General features: G+C 54.3%; 25 protein-coding genes. 12 read left to right on the forward strand and 13 right to left on the reverse strand.

What is annotated here, in order from left to right; translation table 11 throughout:
• Positions 1 to 27 precede the first annotated feature (27 nt).
• Together NBE99_RS06805 and NBE99_RS06810 are read left to right on the forward strand one after the other, a co-directional pair.
• Entirely contained in the window at positions 28 to 894 is an 867-nt protein-coding gene (locus tag NBE99_RS06805; RefSeq protein WP_250683701.1) for a tetratricopeptide repeat protein, read from the forward strand.
• A gap of 1 nt (position 895) precedes the next feature.
• Complete coding sequence (locus tag NBE99_RS06810; protein WP_250681359.1) at positions 896 to 1,435, forward strand: N-acetyltransferase; 540 nt, start codon at positions 896 to 898, stop codon at positions 1,433 to 1,435.
• On the opposite strand, the gene recA is transcribed toward NBE99_RS06810, so the two are convergent.
• Both recA and NBE99_RS06820 read right to left on the reverse strand, forming a co-directional pair.
• Positions 1,402 to 2,460 carry a recombinase RecA gene (gene recA, locus NBE99_RS06815; protein ID WP_250681360.1) on the reverse strand — a complete coding sequence of 353 codons (1,059 nt, stop codon included), beginning with the start codon at positions 2,458 to 2,460 and terminating at the stop codon, positions 1,402 to 1,404. The genes NBE99_RS06810 and recA overlap by 34 nt on opposite strands.
• Before the next feature lie 61 nt (positions 2,461 to 2,521).
• Positions 2,522 to 3,337 (reverse strand): hypothetical protein, encoded by an 816-nt coding sequence (locus NBE99_RS06820; RefSeq protein WP_250681361.1) that lies wholly within the window; start codon positions 3,335 to 3,337, stop codon positions 2,522 to 2,524.
• 32 nt (positions 3,338 to 3,369) lie between these two features.
• On the opposite strand from NBE99_RS06820, the gene NBE99_RS06825 reads away from it, so the two are divergent.
• Positions 3,370 to 3,828, forward strand: a complete 459-nt coding sequence (locus NBE99_RS06825; protein WP_250681362.1) for a co-chaperone YbbN — start codon at positions 3,370 to 3,372, stop codon at positions 3,826 to 3,828.
• A gap of 14 nt (positions 3,829 to 3,842) precedes the next feature.
• A complete protein-coding gene (locus NBE99_RS06830) occupies positions 3,843 to 5,000 on the forward strand; it encodes a DUF58 domain-containing protein (RefSeq protein WP_250681363.1) in 1,158 nt (385 codons plus the stop codon).
• Here NBE99_RS06830 and NBE99_RS06835 read toward each other — a convergent pair.
• The gene (locus tag NBE99_RS06835) at positions 4,997 to 7,687 is read right to left on the reverse strand and encodes a CHAT domain-containing tetratricopeptide repeat protein (RefSeq protein ID WP_250681364.1); all 2,691 of its coding nucleotides are present in this window, start codon (positions 7,685 to 7,687) and stop codon (positions 4,997 to 4,999) included. The two genes, NBE99_RS06830 and NBE99_RS06835, sit on opposite strands and share 4 nt — an antisense overlap.
• Before the next feature lie 419 nt (positions 7,688 to 8,106).
• On the opposite strand from NBE99_RS06835, the gene NBE99_RS06840 reads away from it, so the two are divergent.
• Positions 8,107 to 8,349 (forward strand): hypothetical protein, encoded by a 243-nt coding sequence (locus NBE99_RS06840; RefSeq protein WP_250681365.1) that lies wholly within the window; start codon positions 8,107 to 8,109, stop codon positions 8,347 to 8,349.
• Between the two features lie 189 nt (positions 8,350 to 8,538).
• Entirely contained in the window at positions 8,539 to 8,754 is a 216-nt protein-coding gene (locus NBE99_RS06845) for a hypothetical protein (protein WP_250681366.1), read from the forward strand.
• On the opposite strand, the gene NBE99_RS06850 is transcribed toward NBE99_RS06845, so the two are convergent.
• Positions 8,751 to 10,196: a DUF58 domain-containing protein gene (locus NBE99_RS06850; protein ID WP_250681367.1), complete on the reverse strand. Its 1,446-nt coding sequence runs from the start codon at positions 10,194 to 10,196 to the stop codon at positions 8,751 to 8,753. The two genes, NBE99_RS06845 and NBE99_RS06850, sit on opposite strands and share 4 nt — an antisense overlap.
• Positions 10,193 to 11,134 (reverse strand): MoxR family ATPase, encoded by a 942-nt coding sequence (locus tag NBE99_RS06855; RefSeq protein WP_250681368.1) that lies wholly within the window; start codon positions 11,132 to 11,134, stop codon positions 10,193 to 10,195. The genes NBE99_RS06850 and NBE99_RS06855 overlap by 4 nt, the downstream gene beginning before the upstream one ends.
• Positions 11,135 to 11,264: 130 nt before the next feature.
• Between NBE99_RS06855 and NBE99_RS06860 the strand changes: the two genes are divergently transcribed.
• Entirely contained in the window at positions 11,265 to 12,011 is a 747-nt protein-coding gene (locus NBE99_RS06860) for a hypothetical protein (RefSeq protein WP_250681369.1), read from the forward strand.
• A gap of 127 nt (positions 12,012 to 12,138) precedes the next feature.
• The gene (locus tag NBE99_RS06865; RefSeq protein ID WP_250681370.1) at positions 12,139 to 14,667 is read left to right on the forward strand and encodes a glycogen/starch/alpha-glucan phosphorylase; all 2,529 of its coding nucleotides are present in this window, start codon (positions 12,139 to 12,141) and stop codon (positions 14,665 to 14,667) included.
• Between the two features lie 76 nt (positions 14,668 to 14,743).
• Here the strand turns inward: NBE99_RS06865 and NBE99_RS06870 are convergent, their stop codons facing one another.
• Positions 14,744 to 15,106 (reverse strand): DUF6464 family protein, encoded by a 363-nt coding sequence (locus tag NBE99_RS06870; protein ID WP_250681371.1) that lies wholly within the window; start codon positions 15,104 to 15,106, stop codon positions 14,744 to 14,746.
• Between the two features lie 113 nt (positions 15,107 to 15,219).
• Here NBE99_RS06870 and NBE99_RS06875 point away from each other — a divergent pair, with 113 nt between their 5' ends.
• On the forward strand, positions 15,220 to 15,870 hold the full coding sequence (locus tag NBE99_RS06875) for an exopolysaccharide biosynthesis protein (RefSeq protein ID WP_250681372.1): 651 nt from the start codon (positions 15,220 to 15,222) through the stop codon (positions 15,868 to 15,870).
• Between the two features lie 33 nt (positions 15,871 to 15,903).
• The gene (locus NBE99_RS06880; RefSeq protein ID WP_250681373.1) at positions 15,904 to 16,506 is read left to right on the forward strand and encodes a hypothetical protein; all 603 of its coding nucleotides are present in this window, start codon (positions 15,904 to 15,906) and stop codon (positions 16,504 to 16,506) included.
• Positions 16,507 to 16,517: 11 nt separating this feature from the next.
• On the opposite strand, the gene NBE99_RS06885 is transcribed toward NBE99_RS06880, so the two are convergent.
• The 4 genes from NBE99_RS06885 to NBE99_RS06900 all read right to left on the reverse strand — a co-directional run bounded on the left by NBE99_RS06885 (position 16,518) and on the right by NBE99_RS06900 (position 19,816).
• Positions 16,518 to 17,375, reverse strand: a complete 858-nt coding sequence (locus NBE99_RS06885; RefSeq protein WP_250681374.1) for an aminotransferase class IV — start codon at positions 17,373 to 17,375, stop codon at positions 16,518 to 16,520.
• A 12-nt stretch (positions 17,376 to 17,387) separates the two neighbouring features.
• Positions 17,388 to 17,711 (reverse strand): DUF1825 family protein, encoded by a 324-nt coding sequence (locus tag NBE99_RS06890; protein ID WP_250681375.1) that lies wholly within the window; start codon positions 17,709 to 17,711, stop codon positions 17,388 to 17,390.
• Positions 17,712 to 17,796: 85 nt separating this feature from the next.
• Positions 17,797 to 18,822 carry a 4-hydroxythreonine-4-phosphate dehydrogenase PdxA gene (gene pdxA / locus NBE99_RS06895; RefSeq protein ID WP_250681376.1) on the reverse strand — a complete coding sequence of 342 codons (1,026 nt, stop codon included), beginning with the start codon at positions 18,820 to 18,822 and terminating at the stop codon, positions 17,797 to 17,799.
• 1 nt (position 18,823) lies between these two features.
• Complete coding sequence (locus NBE99_RS06900) at positions 18,824 to 19,816, reverse strand: 30S ribosomal protein S1 (protein WP_149818829.1); 993 nt, start codon at positions 19,814 to 19,816, stop codon at positions 18,824 to 18,826.
• 190 nt (positions 19,817 to 20,006) lie between these two features.
• Here NBE99_RS06900 and mscL point away from each other — a divergent pair, with 190 nt between their 5' ends.
• Complete coding sequence (mscL, locus tag NBE99_RS06905; RefSeq protein ID WP_250681377.1) at positions 20,007 to 20,456, forward strand: large conductance mechanosensitive channel protein MscL; 450 nt, start codon at positions 20,007 to 20,009, stop codon at positions 20,454 to 20,456.
• Positions 20,457 to 20,467: 11 nt separating this feature from the next.
• Complete coding sequence (locus tag NBE99_RS06910) at positions 20,468 to 21,739, forward strand: ABC transporter substrate-binding protein (protein WP_250681378.1); 1,272 nt, start codon at positions 20,468 to 20,470, stop codon at positions 21,737 to 21,739.
• Positions 21,740 to 21,806: 67 nt separating this feature from the next.
• Here the strand turns inward: NBE99_RS06910 and NBE99_RS06915 are convergent, their stop codons facing one another.
• From NBE99_RS06915 to NBE99_RS06925, 3 genes are read right to left on the reverse strand one after another with little or no spacing between them, the layout of a single operon-like run.
• Positions 21,807 to 23,681 carry a potassium transporter Kup gene (locus tag NBE99_RS06915; RefSeq protein WP_250681379.1) on the reverse strand — a complete coding sequence of 625 codons (1,875 nt, stop codon included), beginning with the start codon at positions 23,679 to 23,681 and terminating at the stop codon, positions 21,807 to 21,809.
• A 17-nt stretch (positions 23,682 to 23,698) separates the two neighbouring features.
• Positions 23,699 to 24,895 (reverse strand): aspartate aminotransferase, encoded by a 1,197-nt coding sequence (locus tag NBE99_RS06920; RefSeq protein ID WP_250681380.1) that lies wholly within the window; start codon positions 24,893 to 24,895, stop codon positions 23,699 to 23,701.
• Positions 24,896 to 26,017 (reverse strand): iron-containing alcohol dehydrogenase family protein, encoded by a 1,122-nt coding sequence (locus NBE99_RS06925; RefSeq protein ID WP_250681381.1) that lies wholly within the window; start codon positions 26,015 to 26,017, stop codon positions 24,896 to 24,898.
• Between the last annotated feature and the right edge of the window lie 24 nt (positions 26,018 to 26,041).

Here is a 26,041-nt window from a genome sequence, read left to right on the forward strand (position 1 = left end):
GCAACACGGAAACTGATCGTGCCTAAAATGCTTGCCCGTTTAACCCTGAGTCTGGGTCTTGTTCTCCTGAGTGGCAGTCTGGCAACGGCACAAGTGGTGTTACCGCGCACCCTTGAACTCAATGCCAAGGAGATGGAGCAAAATGGTTTTATCGTGGCGCAAGAAGCCCTGCAACTGGCGCAGTTCCAGCAATTTCAAGATGCTTTGGTGCGGGCAAAACTGGCAGTGCAGTTGGCACCTCAAGCCCACGAAATTTGGGCATTGCTGGGGGGACTCTACCTGACCGTCAATCAACCCAAGGATGCGGTGCCAGCCCTAGAGCAGTCTTTGAAACTCAATGATAAGAATCCGGGGGCTTATTTCAACTTAGGCTCTGCCCATTTTCGCCTCGGACACTATGGAGCCTCGGTGCGGGCGATCGAGCAGGGGTTGGCTCTTAAACCGGATGCCACAGAGGAGTGGTTTAACCTTGGCAACGCCTATCTCAAACTGGGGCAAAAGGATCGGGCGATCGAGCAATACCGCCGCGCATTGCGCTTGGATCGTCAGTTTTGGCCAGCCTACACCAACATTGGCCTCGTGCTCTACGAACAGGGCAATATCCGCCAAGCAGCCAAGAACTGGGAACAGGCAGCAGACATTGACCCCAAGGCCAGTGAACCGAAACTGGCTTTAGCAACAGCCCTGCTGCAACTGGGGAATGAAGCAAGAGCACTACAACTGGCGGAGGAAGCCCTGCGCCTCGATAGCCGCTATGGCACCGTGGAATTTCAACGGGAAAACCTCTGGGGCGATCGCCTAGTGGCCGATACGCAAACCCTATTGGCCAAGCCCCCCCTGCGGGCACTGATGAGCCAACTCCAACCTGAACAATCTGCCCTTCCTCAGCCCTAGGATGATTGAGATTCGTGCGGCAGAAGTCACCGACCTGCCAAGTGTGGCTCAACTCGTGGCACTGAGTTTTCATCCCGGTGGCGGCTGGCAAGCCCTTTGGCGCAGTTTTGTCCAGTTGGGGATTGAGCAGGATTTGCGCGATCGCTGGCAGCGCGAGCGTCCCCACTACCACTGTTGGCTAGCCGTCCTATCCACGGGAACCGCTGCTCTATGTGTGGGGAGTGTTGAAGTACAGCTCCGTGAGATCAAGGGTGAACCAAAACCGTATCTCTCCAATTTGGCGGTGCATCCGCACTACCGGCGTCGCGGCATTGGCCGTCGCTTGCTACACACTGTTGAGGGCGGCCTTTGCGCCACCTACTCCGATCTTTATCTCCACGTTCTTGCTCACAATCAAGCAGCGCAGCAGTTATATGCCTGCTGTGGCTTTGAAGTGGTTGAGGAAGGATTTACCTTTTGGGGAGAGCGGAAATTGCTGCTGCGGAAGTCCCTCGCGGGCGATCGCCCCTATTCCCCTTCGCCCATTTCCTCGTGGGTATGAGTCACGGTATTGGCGGAGACGGCTGCCCCTTGGTCTAGTTTTTGGCGTACCTGCTGTTCCACTGCTTGGGCAAAGGCGGGGTTTTCCTCCATGTACTTGATGGTGTTGTCGCGGCCTTGGGCAAGATTTTCGCCGTTATAGGAATACCAAGCCCCTTTGCGGCTAATCACACCCGTTTCCTCGGCCATATCGAGAATACAGCCGAGATTGGAAATGCCCTTACCAAAAATGATGTCAAATTCAGCAATGCGAAAGGGAGGAGCCACCTTGTTTTTAGCTACCTTGACCTTGGCACGAATCCCAAATTCCTCCGTCCCCCTTTTCAGAGTTTGAACACGGCGAATATCCAACCGCACGGAGGCATAAAACTTGAGGGCTGTTCCGCCGGTGGTCGTTTCAGGGTTACCGTAGGTGACGCCAATTTTTTGCCGCAATTGGTTCAGGAAAATCACGGTGCAACCCGTTTTACCGATATTGCCGGTAATTTTGCGCAGCGCTTGGCTCATCAGGCGGGCTTGCAGTCCCACATGGCTATCCCCCATATCCCCCTCAATTTCGGCGCGGGGTACCAATGCTGCAACGGAGTCCACCACCACAATATCTACGGCTGTGGAGCGCACCAGTTGATCAACAATTTCTAAGCCCACTTCCCCAGTGTCTGGCTGGGCAACCAGTAGGTTTTCAATGTCCACGCCGAGGGCAGCCGCATAGGTGGGATCAAGAGCATGTTCCGCATCCACAAAGGCAGCCACCCCACCCGCTTTCTGAACTTCAGCCACGGCATGGAGCGCTAGGGTGGTTTTCCCCGAACTTTCAGGGCCATAAATTTCAATGATCCGCCCCTTCGGCAGTCCACCGCCCAAGGCAAGGTCAAGGGTGAGTGCGCCACTGGAAATGGTCTCCACCTTCATCCGGGTGGCATCCCCAAGGCGCATGATGCTGCCTTTACCAAAATTACGTTCGATTTGGGCAACGGCTAGATCGAGGGCTTTGCGCTTTTCGGGGGAGAGGGTGGCGTCACTCATAGGAAGTTGGCTGAAGAGAGGGGCACTTTATCTAGGGTAACGGATTGATCGGATTTGCCACCTAGGCGCTAGGGGAGTTGAGCTTGCGGCGAACCACAATAGCATTCTCACCCACCACCGGATCGCGGACAAGCAGGCGACCTTGGGTATCCACAACAATAACGGTCTGATACCCCAAGTCATGGGCGGTTTGCCAAAGGTTCTGCGCGAGTTGATCCTGCTTTGTCGGACTGAGATCATACCAACTGTTGGCCAGCATCAATTCCAAGCGCTGTTCGCTGGGGGTGAGGGTGAGGGTCGGATCAAGGGCGTTGCTGTAGCGATCGCAAAGAGCGAGCAGTTGCTGGCGGACGGTAAGGCTGTCACTGACGAGGGAAGAATTGGCGATCAACCCTGGTGACGGCATGGGTGTCGGTGCGGGCGTTGGTATTGGGGTGGGAGGGGGGGGTGGGGGCGTTGCCGCCGTTGGTGGGGGTGCTAGGCGGGGTTGCACAAGGACACTGGGTTGGGGACGCTGGGTCGCTTTCACCGTTGGCCGAGGGGGAGATTGAAACCAACTGAGGGGATGCAACCAGAGCAGAATGAGGAGTAGGGCGATCGCGATCCCAGTTAGAGTAGCACGGTTATAACGCTCCTGGAGATGACTCGGCAGCCGTTGCTGTACCCAGCCCATTCCCTGCCACCATAGGGCTGCCCCTCGACCCACCCATGAACGTTCGGGAGTCAACTGCTCTGGGGCGATCGCCCCTTGTGTGGCCACCTCCTTGAGTTGCTCTGTGGCCTTGTTGAGCAGTTCACTGATCCCCTGAAGCATGGCGATCGCTTCGCGCAACAGCAGGGGGAAAAGTTTTTGCCAAAGGGTGGGCTTGGGGGTCATTTGGGCGCGCCAATCGATCGTATGAGCTATTTTTGATCCTACGGCATCAGATCGCCGCAAATCGCTGCTGCAAAACCACCGCTGACTGCTACTATGATCCCAAGACAAAACGAGATAACAACGTGAAGGGCATTCAGCAATTTAATATTGAAGGATTCCAGCGGCAAATTCGCAGTGCCCCCGTGCCTGTGATTGTTCACTTTTGGGCGCCTTGGTGTGGCCTCTGCCGCCTCATTGATCCCCTGCTGGATCAACTGGAGCAATCGCTGCCCCAACGGTTGCAAATTCTCAGGATCAATGCCGATGAAAACTTTGCCCTTAGTCGTCACTTTCAATTGACGAGTCTGCCAACGCTCCTTTTTTTCGATCGCGGTGAATTGGTGCAGCGCTTTGATCCCGTCCTTGTCAAGGGGGACTTTCGTCAAGCCTTGCAGCAACTGCTTGCCCACTCGTTTCCTAGCCTCTTGCCCGCTGAGTCCCACCGCTCTTAAGGCCAGAATTTGGGATGATCAAGCTGCGTCGCCTCAGTCAATCTTTGGAGGAACGCTGGGTAACCCCCGCCTATGCAGGACTGCTGCTGTTGGGGATGAATCTCTTTCTCTTTGCCGCAGCGATTAACTCGATGGCGGGCTGGCTGTACGTCATTACGGGGATCATTTTTGGTTTGCTCTTGGTGGCCGCGATTCTACCGCCGCGCTATTTGCGGGGATTGGTGCTGGAGCGGGCCAAGCTGGATCCGGTTCATGCGGGCGATCGCCTGCGCCTAACGGTCCTTCTCACCAATGCCACCCAAAAACCTCGCCACAATTTGCAAGTGATTGACCCCGTTCCCCGCGCCCTTTGGTCAGCCACCCAACGAGAAGCGCCCCAACAGGCGATCGAGCGGCTTCCACCCCAAGAAACAATCACTTGGCAGTACGATCTCATCCCACCGCGTCGGGGCATTTATGAGTGGCAGCAACTGATCCTCCGCACCGCCGCCCCCTTGGGACTCTTTTGGTGCCGGCGTGCATTTCCCGTGCCGCAGCAGGTGGTGGTTTATCCGCAGGTTCTGCAACTGCAACAGTGCCCTTTGCTGGATCAATTGGGGCAAGAGATTTCCCAAGAATGGCGCGATCGCCAGCATCATCTCCACGTTGCCCAAGAGGGCATCACCCGTGCCTTACGTCCCTACCGCTGGGGAGATCCTTTGCGTCTAGTGCATTGGCGCACCAGTGCCCGTTATGGCGAACTGCGGGTACGCGAGTTTGATACCTTTAGCGGTGGCAATGCAGTGACCGTTGCCTTGGATACCCGTCCCCACTGGAGCGGGGAAGACTTTGAGCAGGCGGTGATTGCGGCGGCTAGTCTTTATCTCTACAGTTTGCAACAAAAAATTCCTGTGCAGTTTTGGAGTCCTGCCACGGGGATGCTCCATGGCCAATCAACGGTGCTACGGGAATTGGCGGCGATCGCCCCCTGCCCAACCCTTGCCGAATATCCCCTTGATTCCTTGGTCTGGCTCACCAGTGACTGGGCAAGTCCTGACTCTTTACCTGTTGGCAGTTTTACCGTGCTCTGGGGCGAACCACCCCCACGGCGACAAGGAGGGTTTCTTTGGATTGATCGCGATCGCCCCCTAGGGATGCAATTACAAGCCGCTGTCAGCTATATCCTCTCTTAGGGAAGCGGGCGCCACTCCCCACTGCTGACAAAGGCAGCCCAAAAATAGGGAATTTGCTTACTGGGGTCATTCATTAACTGCAACTGGGCTTGCCGTAAGGCTTCGCTGCGTCCCTTGCCAGCTGCTAAGTTTTGATAAAAGGCAACCATGAGTTGTTGCGTCGTTGTGTCATCCACCTTCCAGAGGGAACTGACTTGGGTGCGTGCCCCTGCCAAGGTAAAAGCTCGCCGCAACCCATAGACCCCATCGCCCTTGAGAATATCCCCCCGCCCCGTATCACAAGCGGACATCACCACTAACTCGGTGCCATCGAGGTTGATGCCGGTGACTTCAAAAGCCGTTAACACGCCATCATCCATGCCACTCTGCCGTTGATTGAAGCCCGCCAACGCAAGGCCAGAGCGCAAGAGGGGATTTTCACCGCCAAAGGGCACATTGGCATTGAGACCACGGGTATTTTGCAGCCCTTGGGGAGAGACGGGCGGACTCTCCAAGAAAAATCCATGGGTAGCTAAGTGAAGTATCCGCGGTCGTGGGGTTTCCTTGATCGCGGTTTCGGTGGCACTGCTACCGGTAAGCACTTGGGCTTGGGGCAACAGCGTACTCAGGGTTTTCACCTCGGTGGCTGTCCCCGGCAATTCTGTAAATGTGAGGCTGCGCAAATCCAGCGATCGCGGGTTCACTCCCCGCTGGCCACCTGCCGCTGCTCGGCCACTGCTTTGACCAAAGGTGGGATTGCCCACCACCAAGGGGGGATTTGCGGGTTTGCTTCGCTGTTGTAGCCGCAGCAAGTCGCGTCCTGAGGTGAGCAGCGTGATTGTATAAGACTGGATCAGATAGCGATCCTGCCGATCCACCAAGGCCTCAAAGGGCAGAGTATTCAACTGACCATCGGGGGCAACTAGCAGATGAGTACTGCCCGCTAGGAAGGGTTCCAGAGGAGCTAAGAGGCGCTCATAGGCTGCCTTCAGGGGGGGCTTCGTTACGGTTGCCGGTAATCTTGGATCCGCTACCCGCTGTCGCGCTGCTTTGATCAACCCATCCACCTCAGCCACGGTGCCCAAGTCTCGCCATTGGGGGGCACCCCTATTTTTCAGGGCATAGAGGGCATAGCGGGGGGCTTCCCAACGGTTGGTTTTTGGGTTGTAGGGCACATACTCGATAAACTCCAGTAGCACAGCATTGGCGGGAATCGCTTGCTGCACGGCACTGAGGGTGACGGGGGTGACTTCCAAACGGAAGTTGGCATTTTGGCTGACCAGTTGCGCTTCCAGTTGGTTGGCACGCTGTTCGAGTTGACTAATTTGGCTGGCCGGGGGTGGGCGATCGCGCACAAACGTCAGGCTCGCAATTTGCGTCCGCACACGAATCAATTCATCCAGTTGCTGCTGGCCTGAGGCATCCAGTTGATTGCGTAGGCGACTGGCCGTTGCCGCTAAAACATCCAACAACCGACCTTTGCGGCGCAAAATGGTGGTCAAGGCTAGGTTGGCCACTGCTGGATTCTGGGGATTCCCCTGCAAATGGAAGGAAATGGCGGTGTTGGTGGAGTCTTGAAATGTGGCCAGATAGTTGCGTTTATATTCCTCGGAGCCAACCACGAGGTTACGGCTAAGATTGACCTCTTCAATCTCAAGGGCGCGGTTGAGTGCGGTTAAGGCCTCGTTGATCATTCCCTGTGCCCAGTAGGCTTTGGCCAAATTGGCAAGAGTCAGCGCCAAGTAGGGATGCTCACCACCAAGGGTACGCTGCCGTAGGGCAATGCTGCGTTGATAGAGGGGAAGCGCCGCCCCATAATTTCCTTGGACTCGATAGAGTTCGGCCAAGTTGTTGAGGCTGGTAGCAACATCGGGGTGATCTGCTCCTAGTACTTTTTCGCGGATGGCTAGACTGCGTTGGTAAAGGGGAAGCGCCGCACCATAGTTCCCCTGGGCACGATATAACTCCGCTAGGTTATTCAACACCGTTGCCACCAAGGGATGTTCTGGCCCTAAGGCAGGTTCAAGTCCCCCCAGACTCCGCTGATAGAGCGGCAAGGCGGCACTCAAGTTGCCCTGCAAATGATACATGACGGCTAAGTTGTGCACACTCAAGCTCACATCGGGATGGTTCTTGCCAAGGGCTTGTTCCCGAATGGCAAGGGCGCGCTGATACAGGGGCAAGGCCTCGCCGTAGTTGCCTTGATCGGTGTAGAGGTTGGCGAGGTTATTGAGGCTGGTGGCGACATCAGGATGATTTGCGCCAAGGGCTTTTTCACGGATGGCCAAGCTGCGCTGGTAAAGGGGAATCGCCTCACTAAAATTGCCTAGTTCCTTGTAGGTAACGGCGAGGTTATTTAAGGTTGCAGCAACCGTGGGGTGATTGGGGCCTAGAACCCGCTCGGCAATCGCCACCAATTCCCGCGAAGGTGCCACCGCTGCGCCATAATTCCCCTGTTTTTGCAACTGCTCAATCTGATTTGTGAGGGCAATGACAGTATTACTATCGCCGCCAAAAGAGGTTTTGCGAATCACGTCTAGTTCACTGACGGCGGCACTATAGCGCTGTTGCAGGGCATCCAACCGCTGCATAATGTCGCGCAACTGTTGGGCTTCATTTTGTGCTAGCCCCCGTAGGCAAAATCCTGTGGTTGTGGCGATCGCCAACAGGATGGCAAAACAACGCCGATGGCTCGCGAACTGTTCCATAAACACCTGCCGCTGCTGCCATTTCTATCCTAGACAACCCACTTTTAGAAAGGTTCCCAATGTAACGACAAATTACAGTTATCCCGTAACTCCTAGGCGTTGCCTATAATAGAAGTGTTACGGTTGTTAACAATTCACGACAATCTCTCATTTTCAAATCGCCCTAGTAATAGTAATAGCAGCTTTAATGCCTCACGGGCAGAGTTGTTGGCTATCCTTGGGAACACTAGCAAAAAAAACATTGCAGTTAGGGTAGGCTTATCGAGAGGTTATCAATCTGTAAAGAAGTATGATTCATTTTCCAATATTTCTATTGATGAGAAGGTAGCGCCTATGACGTATTTTCACTCACCAGTCGTTCCAATTTATTAATGTTTCCTTAGGTGATTTTCTGCGTCAACTCAGCCGAGAGCCTTTTTATGGATAGTGATGGTTATTTACCAGAGATTCTTACCCTTCTCAGACAATTACTCCCTTTGTTGATTAGCCTTTTAGATGATGCCTTTGCCGTTGTCCTGACCCGCATCGGCTGCCATATTCCTTGGCTTGAAAAAATGATGCCTTTTGTCCTCAGCGGAGTAACACTCTATATTGTCATCCATGGCAGCAAGGTCATCTACGAGTTTTGCCAACACAAACGCCAATCTCCCCAGTCCCCCTAGGGTGTGTATCGGCTTTGCAACAGTGTTAGCAAATCCCCACAAATCCCACTGCATTTTGGTAGTCATTTTTACGATCGCTGGCGATCGCCGCTAAGATCAAAATTGAGGCTTGGAAAGTTTTTAATGTGGGTGTGGGAAGCGGACGGAAGCCTGTGTCGCCGTCGTTAACGGTGAACTTCGAGGCAACCTATGGAACTGCAACGTTCAGTCCCCCCAGCAATTGAGCAAGAATTTATTCGACGTCAGGTGGTGAGTCAACTGCTGCAAGCGCGTTTGCGGGCAACCTGTGGGCTGACGCAGACCTCGACACCGCTACCCTTGGCAACGCCAGCGGGCGATCGCCCCCCCTTGTGGCCACTGAAGCAGCCTGAGGATGCCAATGTGATGGAGCCAGTACAATCCTAGAGACGACCACGGGCTTTTAGCAGCAGATAGCGATCCACCAGTTGCTCACTCAGTTGATCCGCAGGGGCGTCAAGAACCAGAACCCCCTGTTGCTCCAGATGGGCAAAGGCGCGCCGGCGCTGATGCAGAAGGTCGAGGGCAACCGCCTGTTCATAGAGGTGGGAAATTTGCTCGACGGGAGCTGTGAAGGGACGGTGGGCAACCGTTTCAATGTGGCGATCGCGCAAAGCAACACACAGGGGTAGAAACCGCGGCGTGAGGCGCGCCATGGCGGCCAACAGTTCTTGGGAGGCCACCTCATCAATCACTTCCGTGAGAACCACCACAAGGGCACGGCGGGTATAGTGTCCCAAGATTGCACTCACTGTGCCGACATAGTCCGATTCTTCAAGTACGGGTTCACAGCGATAGACCTGACTGAGAATCCGTCCTAGATGGGAATCCCCACTTTGGGGCGCAATCCACGTGTGCAGTTGCTGATCAAAAATCCCCAAGCCCACCTTATCTCCCCGCCGTAGCCCGGTCAAAGCAAGCGCCAACGCGGCATTTAGCCCCCAGTCAAAGCGCTGTAAACCCGCCACCGTTGCCGTCATCAGGCGTCCCCGATCCAAGAGAATAATCAGGGGTTGATCCCGTTCTGGCTCCATAGCACGCACAAGAGGGCGGCCGCGGCGGGCACTGGCTTTCCAATCCATAAGGCGCAGATCATCCCCCAGATGGTACTCCCGCAATTCGGCAAACTCGGTGCCCCCCAAGGCATAGCGTCGCCGCCGTAGGCTACCACTGGACTCCAAACTGAGGCGAATCGAGAGCGATCGCAACCCGATCACATCGGGATAAACCTCTACTTCGGTAACCAGCGGTGCAAACCAGCGTCGCCACGCCAACCCCCAAGCACTGCGCAGACGCACATCACAGCCTGACCATTGAAAGGCACCCCGTCGCGGCGGAAACACATGGTAAAGCAATTCCAACGTACGCTGGGCTGAGGCCGTAAAGGCAAAGTAGGGGGTTTCACCCGTAAACTCAGCAGGTACATAGTCGTAGAGTTCAACCCAGATCTGCTCACTCAAGGGAACCTCACCACGGGTGTGGAGCCTAAGGCGAATCGGATTTTGCCGACCAATGGAGAGCCGTGACTCACAGGCGCGATCGAGGGTCAGTTGCCAGCGACCAATGCGGATGTAGTCCCACAGGGACATCCCGAAAACTACTAAATCGTACAGTCCCATCAAGAGCAATCCCAACCCCAGAGGCCAGTAGTTCAACCATGCCCGCAGCCTCCCTTGGGAAACCGCCTCGGCGATCGGCCATAACTCTGCTGGCAGAAAGCTGGTCAGTACTGGAAAGAGAACCCCCAGCAGCAAGAGGCCATAGAAGCGAACTGTGGGCACCCAACGGGGGCGATGGCGACCAAACTGATAACTGGCAGGTGCTTTCATCGGGGAACAGCCACTTTAGCGAGAATACCTTGGATCACTTGAGGCAGCGTAGTGCCGTCTAACTGCGCTTCCGGCTTGAGGATTAAGCGGTGTTGCAACAGCGGGGTAGCGATCGCCTTCACATCTTCAGGAGTGACATAGCTGCGATCCTCTAACCATGCCTGAGCTTGGGCGGCGCGTAACCAGCCCACTGCCGCTCGTGGGGAAGCCCCCAACAGCAGTTCGGGATGTTGACGACTGGCCTGCACCAAGGCTAAAAGATAATCCAGCACCGCCGGCTCTACATGAATTTGCCGCACTTGCTGCCGTGCTGCTAAGACGTGCTCAACGGTAATCAATGGCTCCAAGTTGAGTTGATCGAGATCGCGGGCTTCAAAACCCCCAAGGGCATTCTCCAGCATTTGGCGTTCCGATTTGGGTTCTGGGTAGGGCACGACCAGCTTAAATAGAAAGCGATCCAGTTGGGCTTCCGGCAGGGGATACGTCCCTTCAAATTCCAAGGGGTTTTGGGTGGCCACTGTCCAAAATAAATCGGAGAGGGGGAGGGTGGTGCCATCTAGGGTCACCTGCCGTTCTTCCATCGCTTCTAGGAGGGCAGCTTGGGTTTTGGGCGGGGTGCGGTTAATTTCATCCGCGAGCAGCACTTGGGTAAAAATTGGTCCCTTGCGCAGGCGAAATGTGCGACTGTTGAAGTCAAAAATACTGGTACCGAGAATATCCGCAGGCAGGACATCAGGTGTGAGTTGGATACGGCGAAATTCGGCAGCAATGAGGCGAGCGAGGAGCTTCACAAGGAGAGTTTTGGCAGTTCCTGGAACCCCCTCAAGGATGACATGGCCTTCGGCGAGGAGCGCCACAACTAATCCGTGGGCGATCGCCCCTTGACCGACAACAATCTCATTAAGACGCTGCTGAAGGCTACGAAACAGCTCTTTCACACTCGTCCTATCGCTCCTAAACTCTCCCAATGCTAGCAGAGGCACTCCCCATCTCTTTGCCCTAACCTGCATTAAATTGCCCTCTAGGAAAATTGGCTAAAATACAGATTGAGGGACTTTTGGCGAATCTGTGACCACCAGCACTTCTGCAATTGCCACCGCTGCCCAACACATCGTCCAGCACCCGCAGCACAGCCGCCTGTTTAAGCTACTGTATGCCCTGCAGCAGAATCAGTGGCCGACCCAAGCACCGCCGTGGGGCGTGAGCGATGTGCAACAGGCTGTGATCCAAATCCTTGAACGGCTGAAAACCCCCACCCTCTTGGGACAACACCTAACGGCCATTGTCAATAGTCTCAACAAAGCACAGGCCTATCAGGTTCTCTCCGCGGCACTGCTGCAAATTTTGGTGCCCCTCTACACCCAATCCCCGACAGCCACACTGACCCTCGAGGCGCCCACCCTCAGCACCGCAGCTCTCTACGATTTGCGCTTGGAAGTCACCCGCTACTGTACCCCCCTGCATATGAAGCTTCTTGTGGCTGCCCTGTTGACCTCAAAACCTGTCCAGGCCGAAGGCCTAGAGCGGTTTACTCTGCTTGATTTACTGCAACGGCTGACCCGCCGCTATGGGGATTTAGAGCTATTGCAGACCCAAATGACCAGCGCTTTGGTGCGGTTGCCTAACGATCCTCTCTATGCCAGTGCGGGCGATCGCCTGATCAAACTTCTGACTACCCTCTATCAACGCTATCAACAAAGCCAAGCCCCAGACGATACCCTTGGCACTACCCCACCCACTGTTGTCCCAGCCGCCACCTCAGAGGCCGAGGAAGAACTGACCTGCCAACTGTTTCCCACAGCCAATGAACAATAGGAAAGGGCTTGCCCCCCTTTGCTAGTAAAGAGATTCTGTACTTAGCGGGGAATCCGTGGCGATCGCGGTAGAACAGAAGGGAAGGGCTGACTATTGATCGCGTTAATTCTTTGCGAGGATTCCCACAATGACTAGTCTGATTCCGCCCGGTTGTCCTACGGTGCTCACAGAAGACGATCGCACCGGTACCAGTGTTGAAACGCTGCGCCGCGCCTTTATGGATAATCTCTTCTTTATCCAAGGCCGGTTTCCTGAAGTCGCGACGAGAAACGATTACTATTTGGCTCTCGCCTACACCGTGCGCGATCGCTTGCTGTTGCGCTGGCTGAATTCTGCCAAAACCTATCGTGATCAAGAAAGCCGCACTGTTTGCTATCTCTCCGCCGAATTTTTGCTAGGGCCGCACCTTGGCAATAACCTGATTAACCTCGGACTCTATGAGGCCGTTGAAGAAGCCATGCGGCAAACCGGTTTGAACCTCAAGGAACTCCTTGATCAGGAGGAAGAACCCGGTCTGGGCAATGGGGGGCTAGGTCGCTTGGCCGCATGCTACATGGATTCCCTCGCCACGTTGGAGATCCCCGCCATTGGCTATGGTATTCGCTATGAGTATGGCATCTTTGACCAAGAGATCCGCGATGGCTGGCAAGTCGAGATCACGGATAAGTGGTTACGCTACGGCAACCCGTGGGAAATTCCGCGGCCAGAGTTGATTTTGCAGGTGAAGTTTGGCGGCCATACCTATAGCTACACCGATGATCAGGGACGCTATCGAGTGGTTTGGGAACCGCACCAAGTGATTCAAGGGGTGGCCTATGACACGCCAATCTTGGGCTACAAGGTGAATACGGCGAATCTGCTGCGCCTGTGGCGAGCGGAAGCAGTGGAGTCCTTTGACTTTCAGGCCTTTAACACGGGCGATTACTACGGTGCCGTCAACCAAAAAATTGCCTCAGAAAACATCACCAAGGTGCTCTATCCCAACGATGAGCAATTGCAAGGCAAAGAACTGCGGCTGATGCAGCAATATTTCTTCTGCTCCTGTGCCCTTCAGGACATGATCCGCCTCTACAAGCAATCGGGGAATAAGGATCTCAATCGCTTCCACGAGAAGTTCACAGTGCAGTTGAATGATACCCACCCGGCAATTTCGGTGGCAGAACTGATGCGCCTGTTGGTGGATGAGTATCTTATGCCTTGGGAGCAGGCGTGGGACATTACTCGCCAAACCTTCGCCTACACCAACCACACCCTCTTGCCCGAGGCATTGGAAAAATGGCCGCTGGATCTCTTTGGCTCACTACTGCCCCGCCACCTGCAAATCATCTATGAAATTAACCAACGTTTCCTTGATGAGGTGCGCCTGCAATATCCGGGGGACAACGATCGCCTGCGGCGGTTGTCAATTATTGATGAAAGTGGCTGTCGCTATGTGCGCATGGCACACTTGGCAGCGGTGGGGAGTCATGCCATCAACGGGGTGGCGGCGCTGCACTCGGAACTCTTGAAACAAACGGTGCTTAAGGATTTCTACGAACTGACGCCGGAGAAATTCTCCAATAAAACCAATGGCGTCACTCCTCGGCGCTGGATGGTGCTCAGCAATCCGGGATTAACCCGCCTGATCACTGAACACATCGGTGAAGATTGGGTGAAGCACTTGGATCAACTGCGGCGATTGGAACCCTTGGCAGAGGATCGCGACTTTGCGGCCCAGTGGCGATCGGTGAAGCATGGAAATAAGGAACGCCTCGCGCAATACATTAGCGATCGCGTGGGGGTCACAGTGGATCCCTATTCTCTCTTCTCCATTTTGGTGAAGCGCATTCACGAATATAAGCGACAGCACCTGTGTGTCCTCAATATCATTACCCTCTATCAGATGTTGAAGGACAATCCGCAACTGGAGATGGTGCCCCAAACGTTTATTTTTGGGGGCAAGGCGGCGCCGGGCTACTACATGGCCAAGTTGATCATCAAGCTCATTAACTCGGTGGCTGACGTGATTAACCGCGATCCAGCCGTGCACGATCGCCTGAAGGTGGTCTTTTTACCCGACTACAACGTAACTCTGGGGCAACGGGTCTATCCCGCAGCGGATCTCTCCCAGCAAATCTCAACCGCAGGCTACGAGGCTTCAGGCACAGGCAATATGAAATTTGCCCTCAATGGCGCCCTGACCATTGGAACCCTCGATGGTGCCAATGTAGAGATTCGCGAGGAGGTGGGGGCAGAAAACTTCTTTCTCTTTGGCAATACGGTGGAGCAATTGCAGGAGTTGTGGCACAATGGCTATCGTCCTTGGGAGTTTGCCAATCGTAACCCAATGCTGAAGCGAGTCCTTGACCTCCTCGGCTCTGGGTATTTTTCCCATGGCGATACGGAACTCTTTCGTCCGATTGTCGAGCACCTCTGGCAAAACGATCGCTATTGCCTCTTGGCAGACTACCAAAGCTATGTGGACTGCCATCAACGGGTGCTTCAGGTCTATCAAGATCAAGCCCAATGGGCAAAAATGTCGATCCTGAATGTGGCACGGATGGGTAAATTTTCTAGCGATCGCGCCATTCGTGAGTACTGCCAAGACATCTGGCATGTTGAACCAGTGAAAATTGTTCTACCGGCAACGTCCTATATGACGCCGGCTGTGCAGTAGGCTAGCCGTCTCTGGCTCAATGTAAAACTACCCCGATGCTCCCCCTCCCCGTGAGGGGGTTTTTCGCAGCACAACGTTAAGGTTCTCGAGGCTGGTAATCGCGACAGTCTTGGCAGGAGCCTTGAGGGTTCATAGCACAGCGTAACAAGGGTGAAAGCGCATTCCAGCGGCAGGAGGGATCGCCAATCACCCACTGTCCATTGACGAGACGGCGATCGCTGGTGGTGTCACTGTGCTGCACGTAGAGAGCAATTTTTTCCAGTTGATAGCGCCCACCGCGAAACTGGTAGCGATGACGGCGTTCTAAGACCGTATAGGTTTCCCCTTCGTGATCCACATGGCAGCCGGGTTGGGGCATCCAGTCGAGATAAACATGTCCCAGCGATCGCCGGGGGTTGATCAGGTGCAACTCTGTTGGGAGGTCAGAGGGGGTTGCCATGTGTTTCAGCTTGATCGCGCCCTTGGGATCGCCTGTCAACTGTGTTGGGCATAACTAACGATCAATCTATCGTATCCTAGCAGTGGCAACATTTCCACCTCCCGTAATTGTTTATGGCAAAACTGTCCACTGATCTCGAACGTGCCTTTTTGAGTCCTGTGCCCAGCCCCAGCGATGGCGAGGTGTTAACGCAGCAACTGGTGTCCTTGGGGGATATTCTTCAGTTGGCGGGGGAGCGAACCTTTGGCTTTTTGTTGGCTGTGCTTTCGTTGCCATCGGCGCTGCCCCTTCCAGCCCCCGGTTACTCCACCCCCTTTGGCGTTGTCCTGTTACTGTTGGGCTGGCAATTGCTGGTGGGTGCCTCAACCCCTTGGTTGCCTCCTCGGCTACTCAAGCGCACGATGCCGCGATCCCAGATTCAAAAGATTGTGCGCACGGCTTTGCCTTGGCTGCGACGGATTGAATTGATCTCCCGTCCCCGCTTACGCCCCATTTGCACGACCCGAGGCGGACGTTTGGGCTTGGGAGTTGCCGTGTCGCTGATGGCAATCTCGATGATTTTGCCAATTCCCGGCACCAACACCATTCCTGCCATGGGCATTTTTACGATTGGCTTTGGTCTTTTGGATGACGATGGTTTGATTAGTCTGGCAGGGGTAGTCATTTCTCTGATTGGTTTAGCGGTGACCACCTCCATTCTGGTTGCCCTTGCGTGGGGGGGGAATAGTCTCCTCGATGTATTGAAGGCTTGGCTCCATTCGTAACATAGGGAGTAATCTCTTTCACGACTCAAGGAAATGAGAACCCTATCCCCTCCCAAGTCCTGTAGCCGATGGTTGAGTGCCGTGGGGGCGATCGCTCTATTAGGGTTGCATCCCCTCAGAACGGCTGCTAATACCTCAACAGAAAACTTACCGCCAGCAGTTGCGGGGGCGATCGCGCTCCCCGTCAATGAAAAGCAAGTTGTGGTTAGTGAGCAACCCTCGGCAGTGGGCTTAACGGTACCGAGTCTCTGGTGGGCAGTTCAGCAGTTTGGTGACGAGGTGATTCAACGCTGGCAGGCCTTTCCAGCCATCACAGCACCAGGAGGCAGAATTGAAGCTTTTGTGTCTCCTTCTGCTTGGGGACGCTTGCCCTATTTACGGCGCTTTGCCCTGATCAATCAGTTGGGCAATGCCAGTCGCAGCTTTGGCTATCAGTTGATCCTGCGCGATCGCCGGCAGGTCATTTATGGTGCCTACACCTGTCAATTTGATGCCCTACCCCTTGAATACCTGCCAGAAGTCACCGATGCAGCAGGCAACCCGATTCCTTTTTTCCCACCCAGTACGGAACTCGACTGTCAAGTATGGGTCAATCCCAATATTCCCGTCATGTTCCCAACTCAAGGACTTCGCTAAAAGGACTGTATCTAGGCCAGAGTCGCCTTTTCCATCACTGTTAATAACTCCCGCCATAACTTTTGGGTCACAGGTCCCGGACAGGTTGGAAAGATCACCTCATCCACTTGGCGAATCGGCATTAGAAGGCGCACCGATGAACTAAGAAAGCCCTCACTGGCCGTCGCTAGATCCTGCGGGCTGAGAATCACTTCCCGATGGGGAATACCCAAGTCTGCAACGATCTGCAATAGGGTAGCTCGTGTAATTCCGTGGAGCATGCCAACGGCGGTGGGGGGTGTCTCGACCACACCATCACGGACAATCCAGAGGTTACTGGTCGTGGCCTCGGTCATCTGCCCTTGGGCATTGAGCAGCAGGGCATCCTCAAAACCCGCTTGCTGCGCTTCCAAGAGTGCCAAGATATTGTTGAGGTAATTGCCGGTTTTGGCGGCAGGATCAAGGGCAGCAGTGCTCGTGCGTTGCCGCTTGGCAATGGTCAGGCGAATTCCCTGTTCATTCAGCGTGGGTTCGGGGACGATCGCCATCAACACAATCAATAATCTGGGCTGGGTGTTCGGTTCTGGCAATAGCCCAATGCGGCGATCGGCACCACGGGTAACAACAATGCGGATATAGTATTCTCCAGGCGGCGCCGCTGCTAACGTGCGTTGAACTTCGTGGGTAATGTACTCGTCAGACCACGGCACAGTCATGTAGAGATAGGCCGCTGAGGCGCGCAACCGTACGAGGTGCTCTGGTAGGGCAAAGGGAATCCCCCGGTAGGTACGAATCACTTCATAAACGCTATCGCCGTAGAGAAACCCGCGATCAAGCACAGAAATCGAGGCCTCTGGCGTAATTACCCCATCCAAATTGCAGAGCAACACTCGCCGTCTCCCCTAGGGTTGGCGTTCCACTTCGGCTTTCATGCGCTCAAGGGTTTGATGCATTTGATCAAACATGGTTTGGGGAGACATACCAAACTGGCTGAGTTGTGTTTCCAATTGTTTGATGGTCATCTGCGCCATAAAGTCATCAGACAACTCAAACCGCTTCATAAAAATACGGTAGCGGTCCATGAGTTCTTCCATTTTTTCGATATAAATTTTCTTCCCTTCGCGGTCAAACTTGCCGTACTCGGAGCTAAGCTGCATCAACTGCTGGTAGTCCTGAAACAGGCGTTGTGCTTCCTGTTGAACAATTTCCGAATCAAAGAATCCCATATGACTCTGCCCGATACAGCAACAACCCAAATGCCAACGATTGACCGTTTGGTTTGTTATCTAGTTGCATTCTATCAAAGGCACTTTAGGCGGGGGTGAGAGGGAAAACCGATCCTTCGCTCAAGGTCTGTGCCCAAGCGATCGCCGCCAGAAAACTCTGTGGGTCTGCCATCCCTGTACCCGCAATATCAAAGGCCGTACCGTGATCCGGAGACGTACGAATAAAGGGCAGGCCAATCGTCGTATTCACCGCTTCCCGAAAGGCCAGCATCTTCACGGGAATCAATCCCTGATCATGGTAAAGCGCGAGGTAGGCATCGTAGGCAGTTGCCGGGGCAGGGCGTCCCCACCACGCATCGGCAGCCCCAATCCAGAGGGTATCGGGGGGCACAGGGCCAATCAGTTCAACTTGGGGATACTGCTGCTGGGCTGCTGCGAGCCATGGAATCAGCCAAGTCACTTCTTCTTTGCCTAAGTGTCCCTGCTCACCACTGTGGGGATTCAAGCCAGCAATGGCAATCCGAGGCCGCTCCAGATGCCGCCGCTCCCTCAGAAACTGCACAAGGAGCGTGAGTTTTTCATTGAGGTATTCAGGGGTCAGTGCTTTAGGGACCGCTTGCAGGGGGATATGGGTAGTCGCGAGTAAAGTGGTCAGCACCCAGTTGGTTAGGGGCGATCGCCCCAAGAACAACATGCCGACGTTAGCGGTTCCTGTGAAGTGAGCCAGCACTTCTGTTTGACCGGGAAAAGCATAGCCTGCCGCCTGCCAACTGGCCTTAGAAATTGGTGCCGTCACAATCCCTGCTACATCGCCGGCGATCGCCCGCTGAATGGCGGTTTCTAAGTAAGCAAAGCTCGCCGCCCCACTGGCAACACTAGGTTGTCCCGGCACAATCCTCTCATCGAGGGGATGCTCCCAAATCTGAAGCTGGGCGGGATCAATGGCCATCTGTCCCTGCTGACAGAGGCGAGTATACGTTCCCTCTAATATTGTGCCGGTACCAGCAATAAAAAACTGCCCTAACAGGTCTGAGGGCAGGTAAGCTAGGGCTTTCAGGAGAATTTCTGGGCCAATGCCCGCTGGATCCCCAAGGGTGAGGGCAAGGGACATCCTAGGCTTCTTGGAGAATCGGCTCAGCCGTATCGTCTTCAGTGGCTTCGGGAATGTCTTCAATCACTTCCTCAGTGGTCTCTGCTGTGGCCTGCTGCTGTTGTTGCAGGAGTTGCTGACGATAGCGCTCTGCCATCTCTTCAGCCTTTTCATAGACCAACTGCGGATTTTTCACCATGTCACCGGGTTCTGGCTCCAGTTGCTTAGTGGAAAGGGAAATCCGACCCCGCTCAGCATCAAGGTCAATAATCATCACCTTGACTTGGTCATTGACATTGAAAACACTGTGGGGAGTATCAATATGATCGTGGGAAATCTCGGAAATGTGCAGCAGACCGCTAACACCACCAATGTCAATGAAGGCACCGTAGGGCTTGATCCCACGCACGGTTCCAACCACCACTTCGCCCACTTCCAATTTGTTCATCTTGCGCTCGACAAGGGCACGGCGGTGGCTGAGGACGAGGCGGTTGCGCTCTTCATCCACTTCTAAAAACTTCAAGGGCAGCTCTTCACCCACCAATTCTTCTTTGTTGACACGGGTGCTGATGTGGGAACCGGGAATAAAGCCCCGCAGCCCCTCAATGCGCACAAGGGCACCCCCACGGTTGGTGGCAAAGACTTGAGAACGAACGGTGGCATCTTCCGCTTGTAGTTGGCGAACGCGCTCCCAAGCCCGCATGTACTCGATACGACGAATCGAGAGGGTAAGCTGACCTTCTTCGTTTTCATCCGCCAAGATAAAGAATTCGCGGGTTTCGTTGGGTTGCAGGACTTCTTCCGGACTGTCAATCCGGTTGATAGACATTTCTTGAATGGGGATGTAGGCAGCGGTTTTCGCACCGATGTCAATCAGGGCACCCTTCGGTTCGATGCTAAAGACGGTGCCAGCAACAATGTCGCCGGGGTTGAAGTGGTAATCGTACCGGTCGAGTAAGGCTGCAAAATCAGCATGCGTAAAGCCCACGTCTAACGTTTTTTCCTGATTGACCATGCGAGTGTTTTCCTAGCTCCTTTAACGAAAATGGGGGTGTATAGTGAGTTGTCAAGCGGGCAGAAGTGGGTGCCATACGCAATCATACCAGCGATCGCTCGAACACTTTCTGACTGGATCTACAATGTTAGCCTAGAGTTTGCCCGTTGGCTAGCGGCATCGCTAAAATTTTGCTCATTGAGGAAGATAAATGTTAATTTTTGTGTACTACTGCGGAGTGGCCATGGCGCGATTGAACCGCCGACAGGTCAAGCAATTTTGGCAGGAGTTCCGCGAATTTGCCCTAAAGGGGAATGTCATTGATCTGGCGATCGCTGTCGTGGTGGGTGGTGCCTTTGGCCGCATTGTTACCTCTGTGGTCGAAGACCTGATTATGCCCTTGATCAATCCCCTGATTCCGGGGGGCGACTGGCGCGAACTTACCATCGGGTCAGGGATTAGAATTGGCAAGTTTTTGGGCAGTTTACTCGACTTTGGGGTGATTGCCCTCAGCTTATTTATTCTCTTGAAACTCATTTTGCCCTTGCTACCCAAGAAACCCCCTGCACCCGAACAACGGGAGTGCCCCTACTGCTTGGAGTCCGTGCCCCTCAAAGCAACCCGCTGCCGTGCCTGCACCTCTGAACTACCACCGCTGTAGGAGTCTTCGTAATGCGACAGTGGCAACGCTGCATCTGTGGGCTATTGGTGGGGCTATGGTTGGCCATCCTAAGCAGTTGTGGCACAGCGCCGCCCACCCAAGGTATCCAGCTCGAATTTTGGACGATGCAACTGCAACCCAAGTTCACAGATTACTTCAACCGCCTCATTGCTGAATTTGAGACTCAACATCCCGGTGTCCATGTGCGCTGGGTAGATATTCCTTGGACGGCAATGCAGAGCAAAATTCTCATGGCGGTTTTAGCCGGCACTGCGCCCGATGTGGTAAACCTGAACCCAGACTTTGCGGCGTTGTTGGCAGGACGCAATGCGTGGCTCAATCTCAATGACTATGTGCCGCCAGCGGTCCGCGAGCGTTATCTACCCAATATTTGGCAGGCCACGACATTAGAGGGCAAGAGTTTTGCCGTACCTTGGTACCTCACTTCGCGGGTAACGATTTATAACAAGGCGATCCTTGCCGCCGCTGGGGTCGATCGCCCCCCGCAAACCTTTGCCGAGCTAGCCCGTGCAGCCAAGGCCGTGAAAGAGAAAACCGGCAAATACGCTTTCTTTATCACAATGGTGCCCGAAGACTCGGCAGAGCTGATGCAGGCCATGGTGCAAATGGGGGTGAAGCTCGTGGATGATCAAGGCCGTGCCGCCTTTAATTCCCCTGTGGGCAAAGCTGTCTTTCGCTACTGGGCCGATCTGTACCAACAGGGACTCTTGCCACCTCAGGTGCTTACTGAAGGCCACCGCCAAGGGATTGAACTCTACCAATCGGGACAAACCGCTTTATTGATGACCAGTCCAGAGTTTTTGAACACGATCGCCACCAATGCCCCCAGTATTGCCGCCGTTTCAGCACCCGCACCCCAATTGACAGGAGAGACAGGCAAGAAAAATGTTGCTGTGATGAATTTACTTGTGCCCCGCCAGAGCCGCCATCCTGAACTGGCCGTAGAATTTGCCCTCTTTGTTACCAATAATGAAAATCAACTGGCCTTTGCCAAGGAAGCCAATGTCCTGCCTTCTACTCAAGCCGCCCTATCAGACCCTTACTTTTGCACTGTGGGGGAAAATGCCACACCTGTAGACATTGCCCGAGCCGTTAGCGCCAGCCAAATGAGCCAAGCAGAAGTACTCATTCCTCCTCTGCGGGATATTAAAGAGCTGCAACGACTCCTCTACGAAAACTTGCAGGCAGTCCTCTTGGGACAAAAGACAATTGATCAGGCACTCATGGATGCTGAAACCGCATGGAATAGCCCTTTGGGATAAATACTCCCGCTGAGTGTGAAGATTGAGAATGTAATGGTTGCAGCAGCAGCGGCACTTCAGGCTTCTATCAAATCTCTACCCGCATGCCAAGCTCTACCACTTGTTGCGGGGGCAGGCGAAAGTAGGTCATGGCGTCTTCAGCATTGCGATGCAACCAAGCAAAGATGACCTTTTGCCAGTAGGTCATGCCAGGGGAGGGGGTGGGAATGATCGTTCGGCGACCTACGAAGAAACTCATTGGTTCGTTGAGGGGAAGATTGAGGACACGTTGGCAGGTTTCAAGGGCGAGTAGGACATCGGGGCGATCGCGAAACCCTGAGGTAAGGACAATTTGACAAATACCGACCGCCGTGACCGTGTAAGTCAGTTGCTCTGACAAAGGGACATAGGGTCGATCCGCAGTCGCTAGATGAATAAAGAAAATTTGCTGGTGCAATACGTGGTTATGCTGGAGGTTTTGGATAAAGGTGGGTGGAATGGTCTGGGGTAGCGGTGAAAAGAAAACAGCCACCCCCGGCACACGAGCAATACCCTGACTAAGAAGTTCCTTGAGGGAGAAGTCCGCATTTGCTTGAAGGAGTTGCTGACGTAGCAGAACCTGCCCTTGCCGCCATGTGACCAAGAGCACATAGATAATCCCGCCAAAGACCAGGGAATACCAGCCACCGTGGGGAATCTTGAGGGCATTTCCCAGCAGGAAAGCAATTTCAATAACGAGGATACTGACCCAGACGAGGCTCGTGTGCAGCATCGACCATCGCCACAAGTGCCTTGCCACTTGGATTAGGTAGAAGGTTGTAACCACCATGGTTAAGTTGACCGCCAAACCATAGGCACCTGAGAGTTGCGATGAGCTTCTAAAGGTAATCACCAAGAGCACAACAGTGACCAAGAGCAGCCAGTTAATCACAGGGATATAGATTTGACCCCGGTGATGATCATCTGTGACATTGATCCGCAGTCGGGGCAGATAGCCCAACTTAATGGCCGCAGCAGTCATCGAAAAAGCCCCTGAAATGACTGCTTGGGAAGCAATAACTGTGGCCAATGTACTGAGAATGACTAGGGGCAATACGCCCGCCGCTGGCACGAGATGGAAAAAGAGATTATGGGTAGCGGCTGGATGCTTGAGAATAAACGCACCCTGTCCAAGATAGTTTAGGGCAAGGGCAGGAAACACCAGACGGTACCATGCCAAGCGAATCGGCTGTATCCCCAAGTGTCCCATATCGGCATACATTGCCTCGGCACCCGTCAGCGCTAAAAACACCACCCCCAACAGAAAAAGACTTTGGCTGGGATGCGTGCGAAACAGTTCGACTCCCCACCAAGGATTGAGGGCGTTCAGAATTGTGGGGTGCTCGAAGATGTGAATTGCTCCAAGAATGCCCAAGGTCATAAACCAGAGAAACATGATCGGGCCAAAGACCTGCCCCACTTGAGTGGTACCCCGATGTTGAAACCAAAACAGCCCCCCAAGAATGACCACGGTCAGGGGAACGATCCAATTCCCAAAGTGGGGACTGAGTACCTCTAGCCCCTCAACCGCAGAGAGAACACTAATCGCAGGGGTAATCGTGCTATCGCCATAGAACATGGCCGCCCCCACCAGACCGAAAATGATCGCCCAGCGCCGCCAGTGAGGATTGAGACGAATTCGTGAGAGGACAAGCGCCATGAGAGGAAAAATACCGCCTTCACCGCCATTGTCAGCGCGCAACGCAAAGGTTGCATATTTCAGCGTCGGAATGAGCACAAGCGCCCACAAGATCAGGGAGAGAATGCCGTAGATATTGGCGGGGGTAACTGCTAGTAGATGGAGGGGATTAAACGCCTCCTCAAAAGCATAGAGGGGACTAGTGCCGAGATCACCATAGACCACACCAAGGGCGCCCAAGAAGAGAAGTCGTGAGGGTTGGCGAGCAGCATTCGTTGTTGTCATGATGCAGTTGGGGGAGTTTAGCGACTGAGGCTATCGAAGCGGATATTGGCTTGAGCCATGCGTTTGAGGGCTTCCCCTAAACGATCACAATCGGCAATGAGGCTAATGCGCACGTATCCTTCACCCCCTTCGCCAAAGGCATTTCCTGGTGTCACGACAACACCGGTTTCCTGAAGCAGCTTGAGGGCAAAATCTGTCGAACTCATGCCGACGGGTACGGGCACCCACAGGTACATGGTTGCTTGGGTTGGGGTGAGTTGCCAGCCAAGTTCATTCAAGCCTTGAATAAGAAAATCCCGCCGCTGCCGATAGCGATCGCACACGGAGGCAATGTAACTATCGGGCAGACTCAAGGCAACTTCTGCCGCCTTTTGCAAAACAGAAAATACCCCATAGTCCAAGTTGGTCTTGAGGGTACGCAGCCCCTGAATAATGTGGCGATTGCCGACGACAAAGCCAACGCGCCAACCCGCCATATTGTAGGTCTTGGAGAGGGTATGAAACTCGACGCCGATCTCTTTGGCAGCGGGAATTTCCAGCAAGCTTGTGGGTTGATAGCCATCAAAGGCCAGTTCGGCGTAGCACAGGTCATGCACCAGTAGGATTTGATATTCGCGGGCAAAAGCAACGACTTCTTCAAAAAAAGAGCGGGGGGCGATCGCCGCCGTAGGGTTGCTGGGATAGTTGAAGTACAACACTTTGGCTTGACGGGCAATGTCACTGGGAATTTCACTGAGATCAATGAGCCAGCCCTTTTCCCGTTTCAGAATCAGGGAATAGATGTTGGCACCGGCGATCGCGGGTCCACGAAAATGGGCCGGATAGGCCGGACTAGGCACAAGGACAACATCCCCCGGATTCACATAGGCAAGGGCAAGGTGCGTCAGTCCTTCCTTTGACCCCAATAGAGGCAGGGCTTCACCATCGGGATCGAGGGAGACATTGTAGCGGCGCTGGTACCAACGGGTAATCGCTTGACGGAAAACCGCAGTGCCTTCAAAGGGGGGATAACCATGGTAGCTGGGTTCCTCAAAGGCGGCGATCGCTGCTTCAATCACTGGACGCGGGGCGGAGCCATCGGGATTGCCCATACCCAAGTCAATGAGGTCGAGTCCCTGCTGGCGGGCTTTGAGCTTCAGTTCATCGAGGCGAGCAAAAACGTAGGGCGGCAATGCCCCAAGGCGATCGGCCGGTTGAATCCACTCTAACCCCATTTAGCGGGCACTCCCATCCAAGACTTTGGCAGTGTAGCCGACCACGGTGGACACCATTGCTTCTAGCACCAGATCAGGCGTCACCGCAAAAGGCAGATAGTGAATATCAGAGTGGGGGGCACAGGCAACCGTAGCCGCGTGCTGCAGCTGGGCTAAACTAGCCTCTTGGAAGCCCAAGTCCTCCAAGCTCAAGGGCAAACCCACCTGTTCGTAAAACTGACAAAGCTGATGACGAGCGCTAGCCGCTAGCTGGCTGCCTTGAACAAGTTCTTCTAGGCGTAGTTGCACAAGAATACCGTAGGCCACCTTTTCACCGTGGAGTGTGCCCTTACTTTGGGGCAATTGGGTCAAACCATTGTGAATGGCGTGGGCTGCTACCGTGCGGCATTGGGCACCCCCCAACCCACCGATCATGCCGGCCATCAGGACACTGGCATCAACCACATTTTCCCAAGCGGCACTGCCTACATTGGCCAAGGCTTCAGCGGATTGCTGCAAGAGAAGATCGCGCAGCACTCGTGCTTGCTGCACTGCACCGACAATGAGGGTTTCTTGGCGGTGGCCACTACTGACAGAGGCTTCATACCACTTGGCGAGGGCATCACCAATCCCGGCGACTAGGGTACGCCGGGGGGCTGTTTGAATTAGTGCGTAGTCCAGCAAAAGCAAATCTGGGCATCGGTGGAGGGTTACATCATAGGCAAAAGCACCGGCCTCTGTGTAGATATTGGAGAGGGCTGTCCAGGCGGCACAGGTTGCTGCCGACGTGGGAATGGTCACTACGGGTAAGTGAAGCTGGTGCCCCAACAGTTTGGCCGTATCTAGAGCCTTGCCACCGCCAATGCCAATGATTAGATCGCTGCCTTGAGCCTCTTGGCGAAGTTGGATAAGGGCAGACTCACTGCACTCACCATGGAATGTCCCCACGGTGAAGGTGAGATTATGGGAGCGGGCGATCGCCTGCCACTCCTGCTCCAGCTGCTGATACCGCTGCGGTGAAACCACCAAAAGAGGGCGATGCCCCAATTGAGCAATGGCTTCCCCCGCTTGGGAGAGAATAGACCAACCGCGATAGACGTGGGTAGGTGCAATACAAAGGGGTGAAAACGAAGCAGCAGTCACAGGCCGTACAAACAAGAGTTATTT

Source organism: Thermosynechococcus sp. HN-54 (assembly GCF_023650955.1).
GTDB lineage: Bacteria > Cyanobacteriota > Cyanobacteriia > Thermosynechococcales > Thermosynechococcaceae > Thermosynechococcus.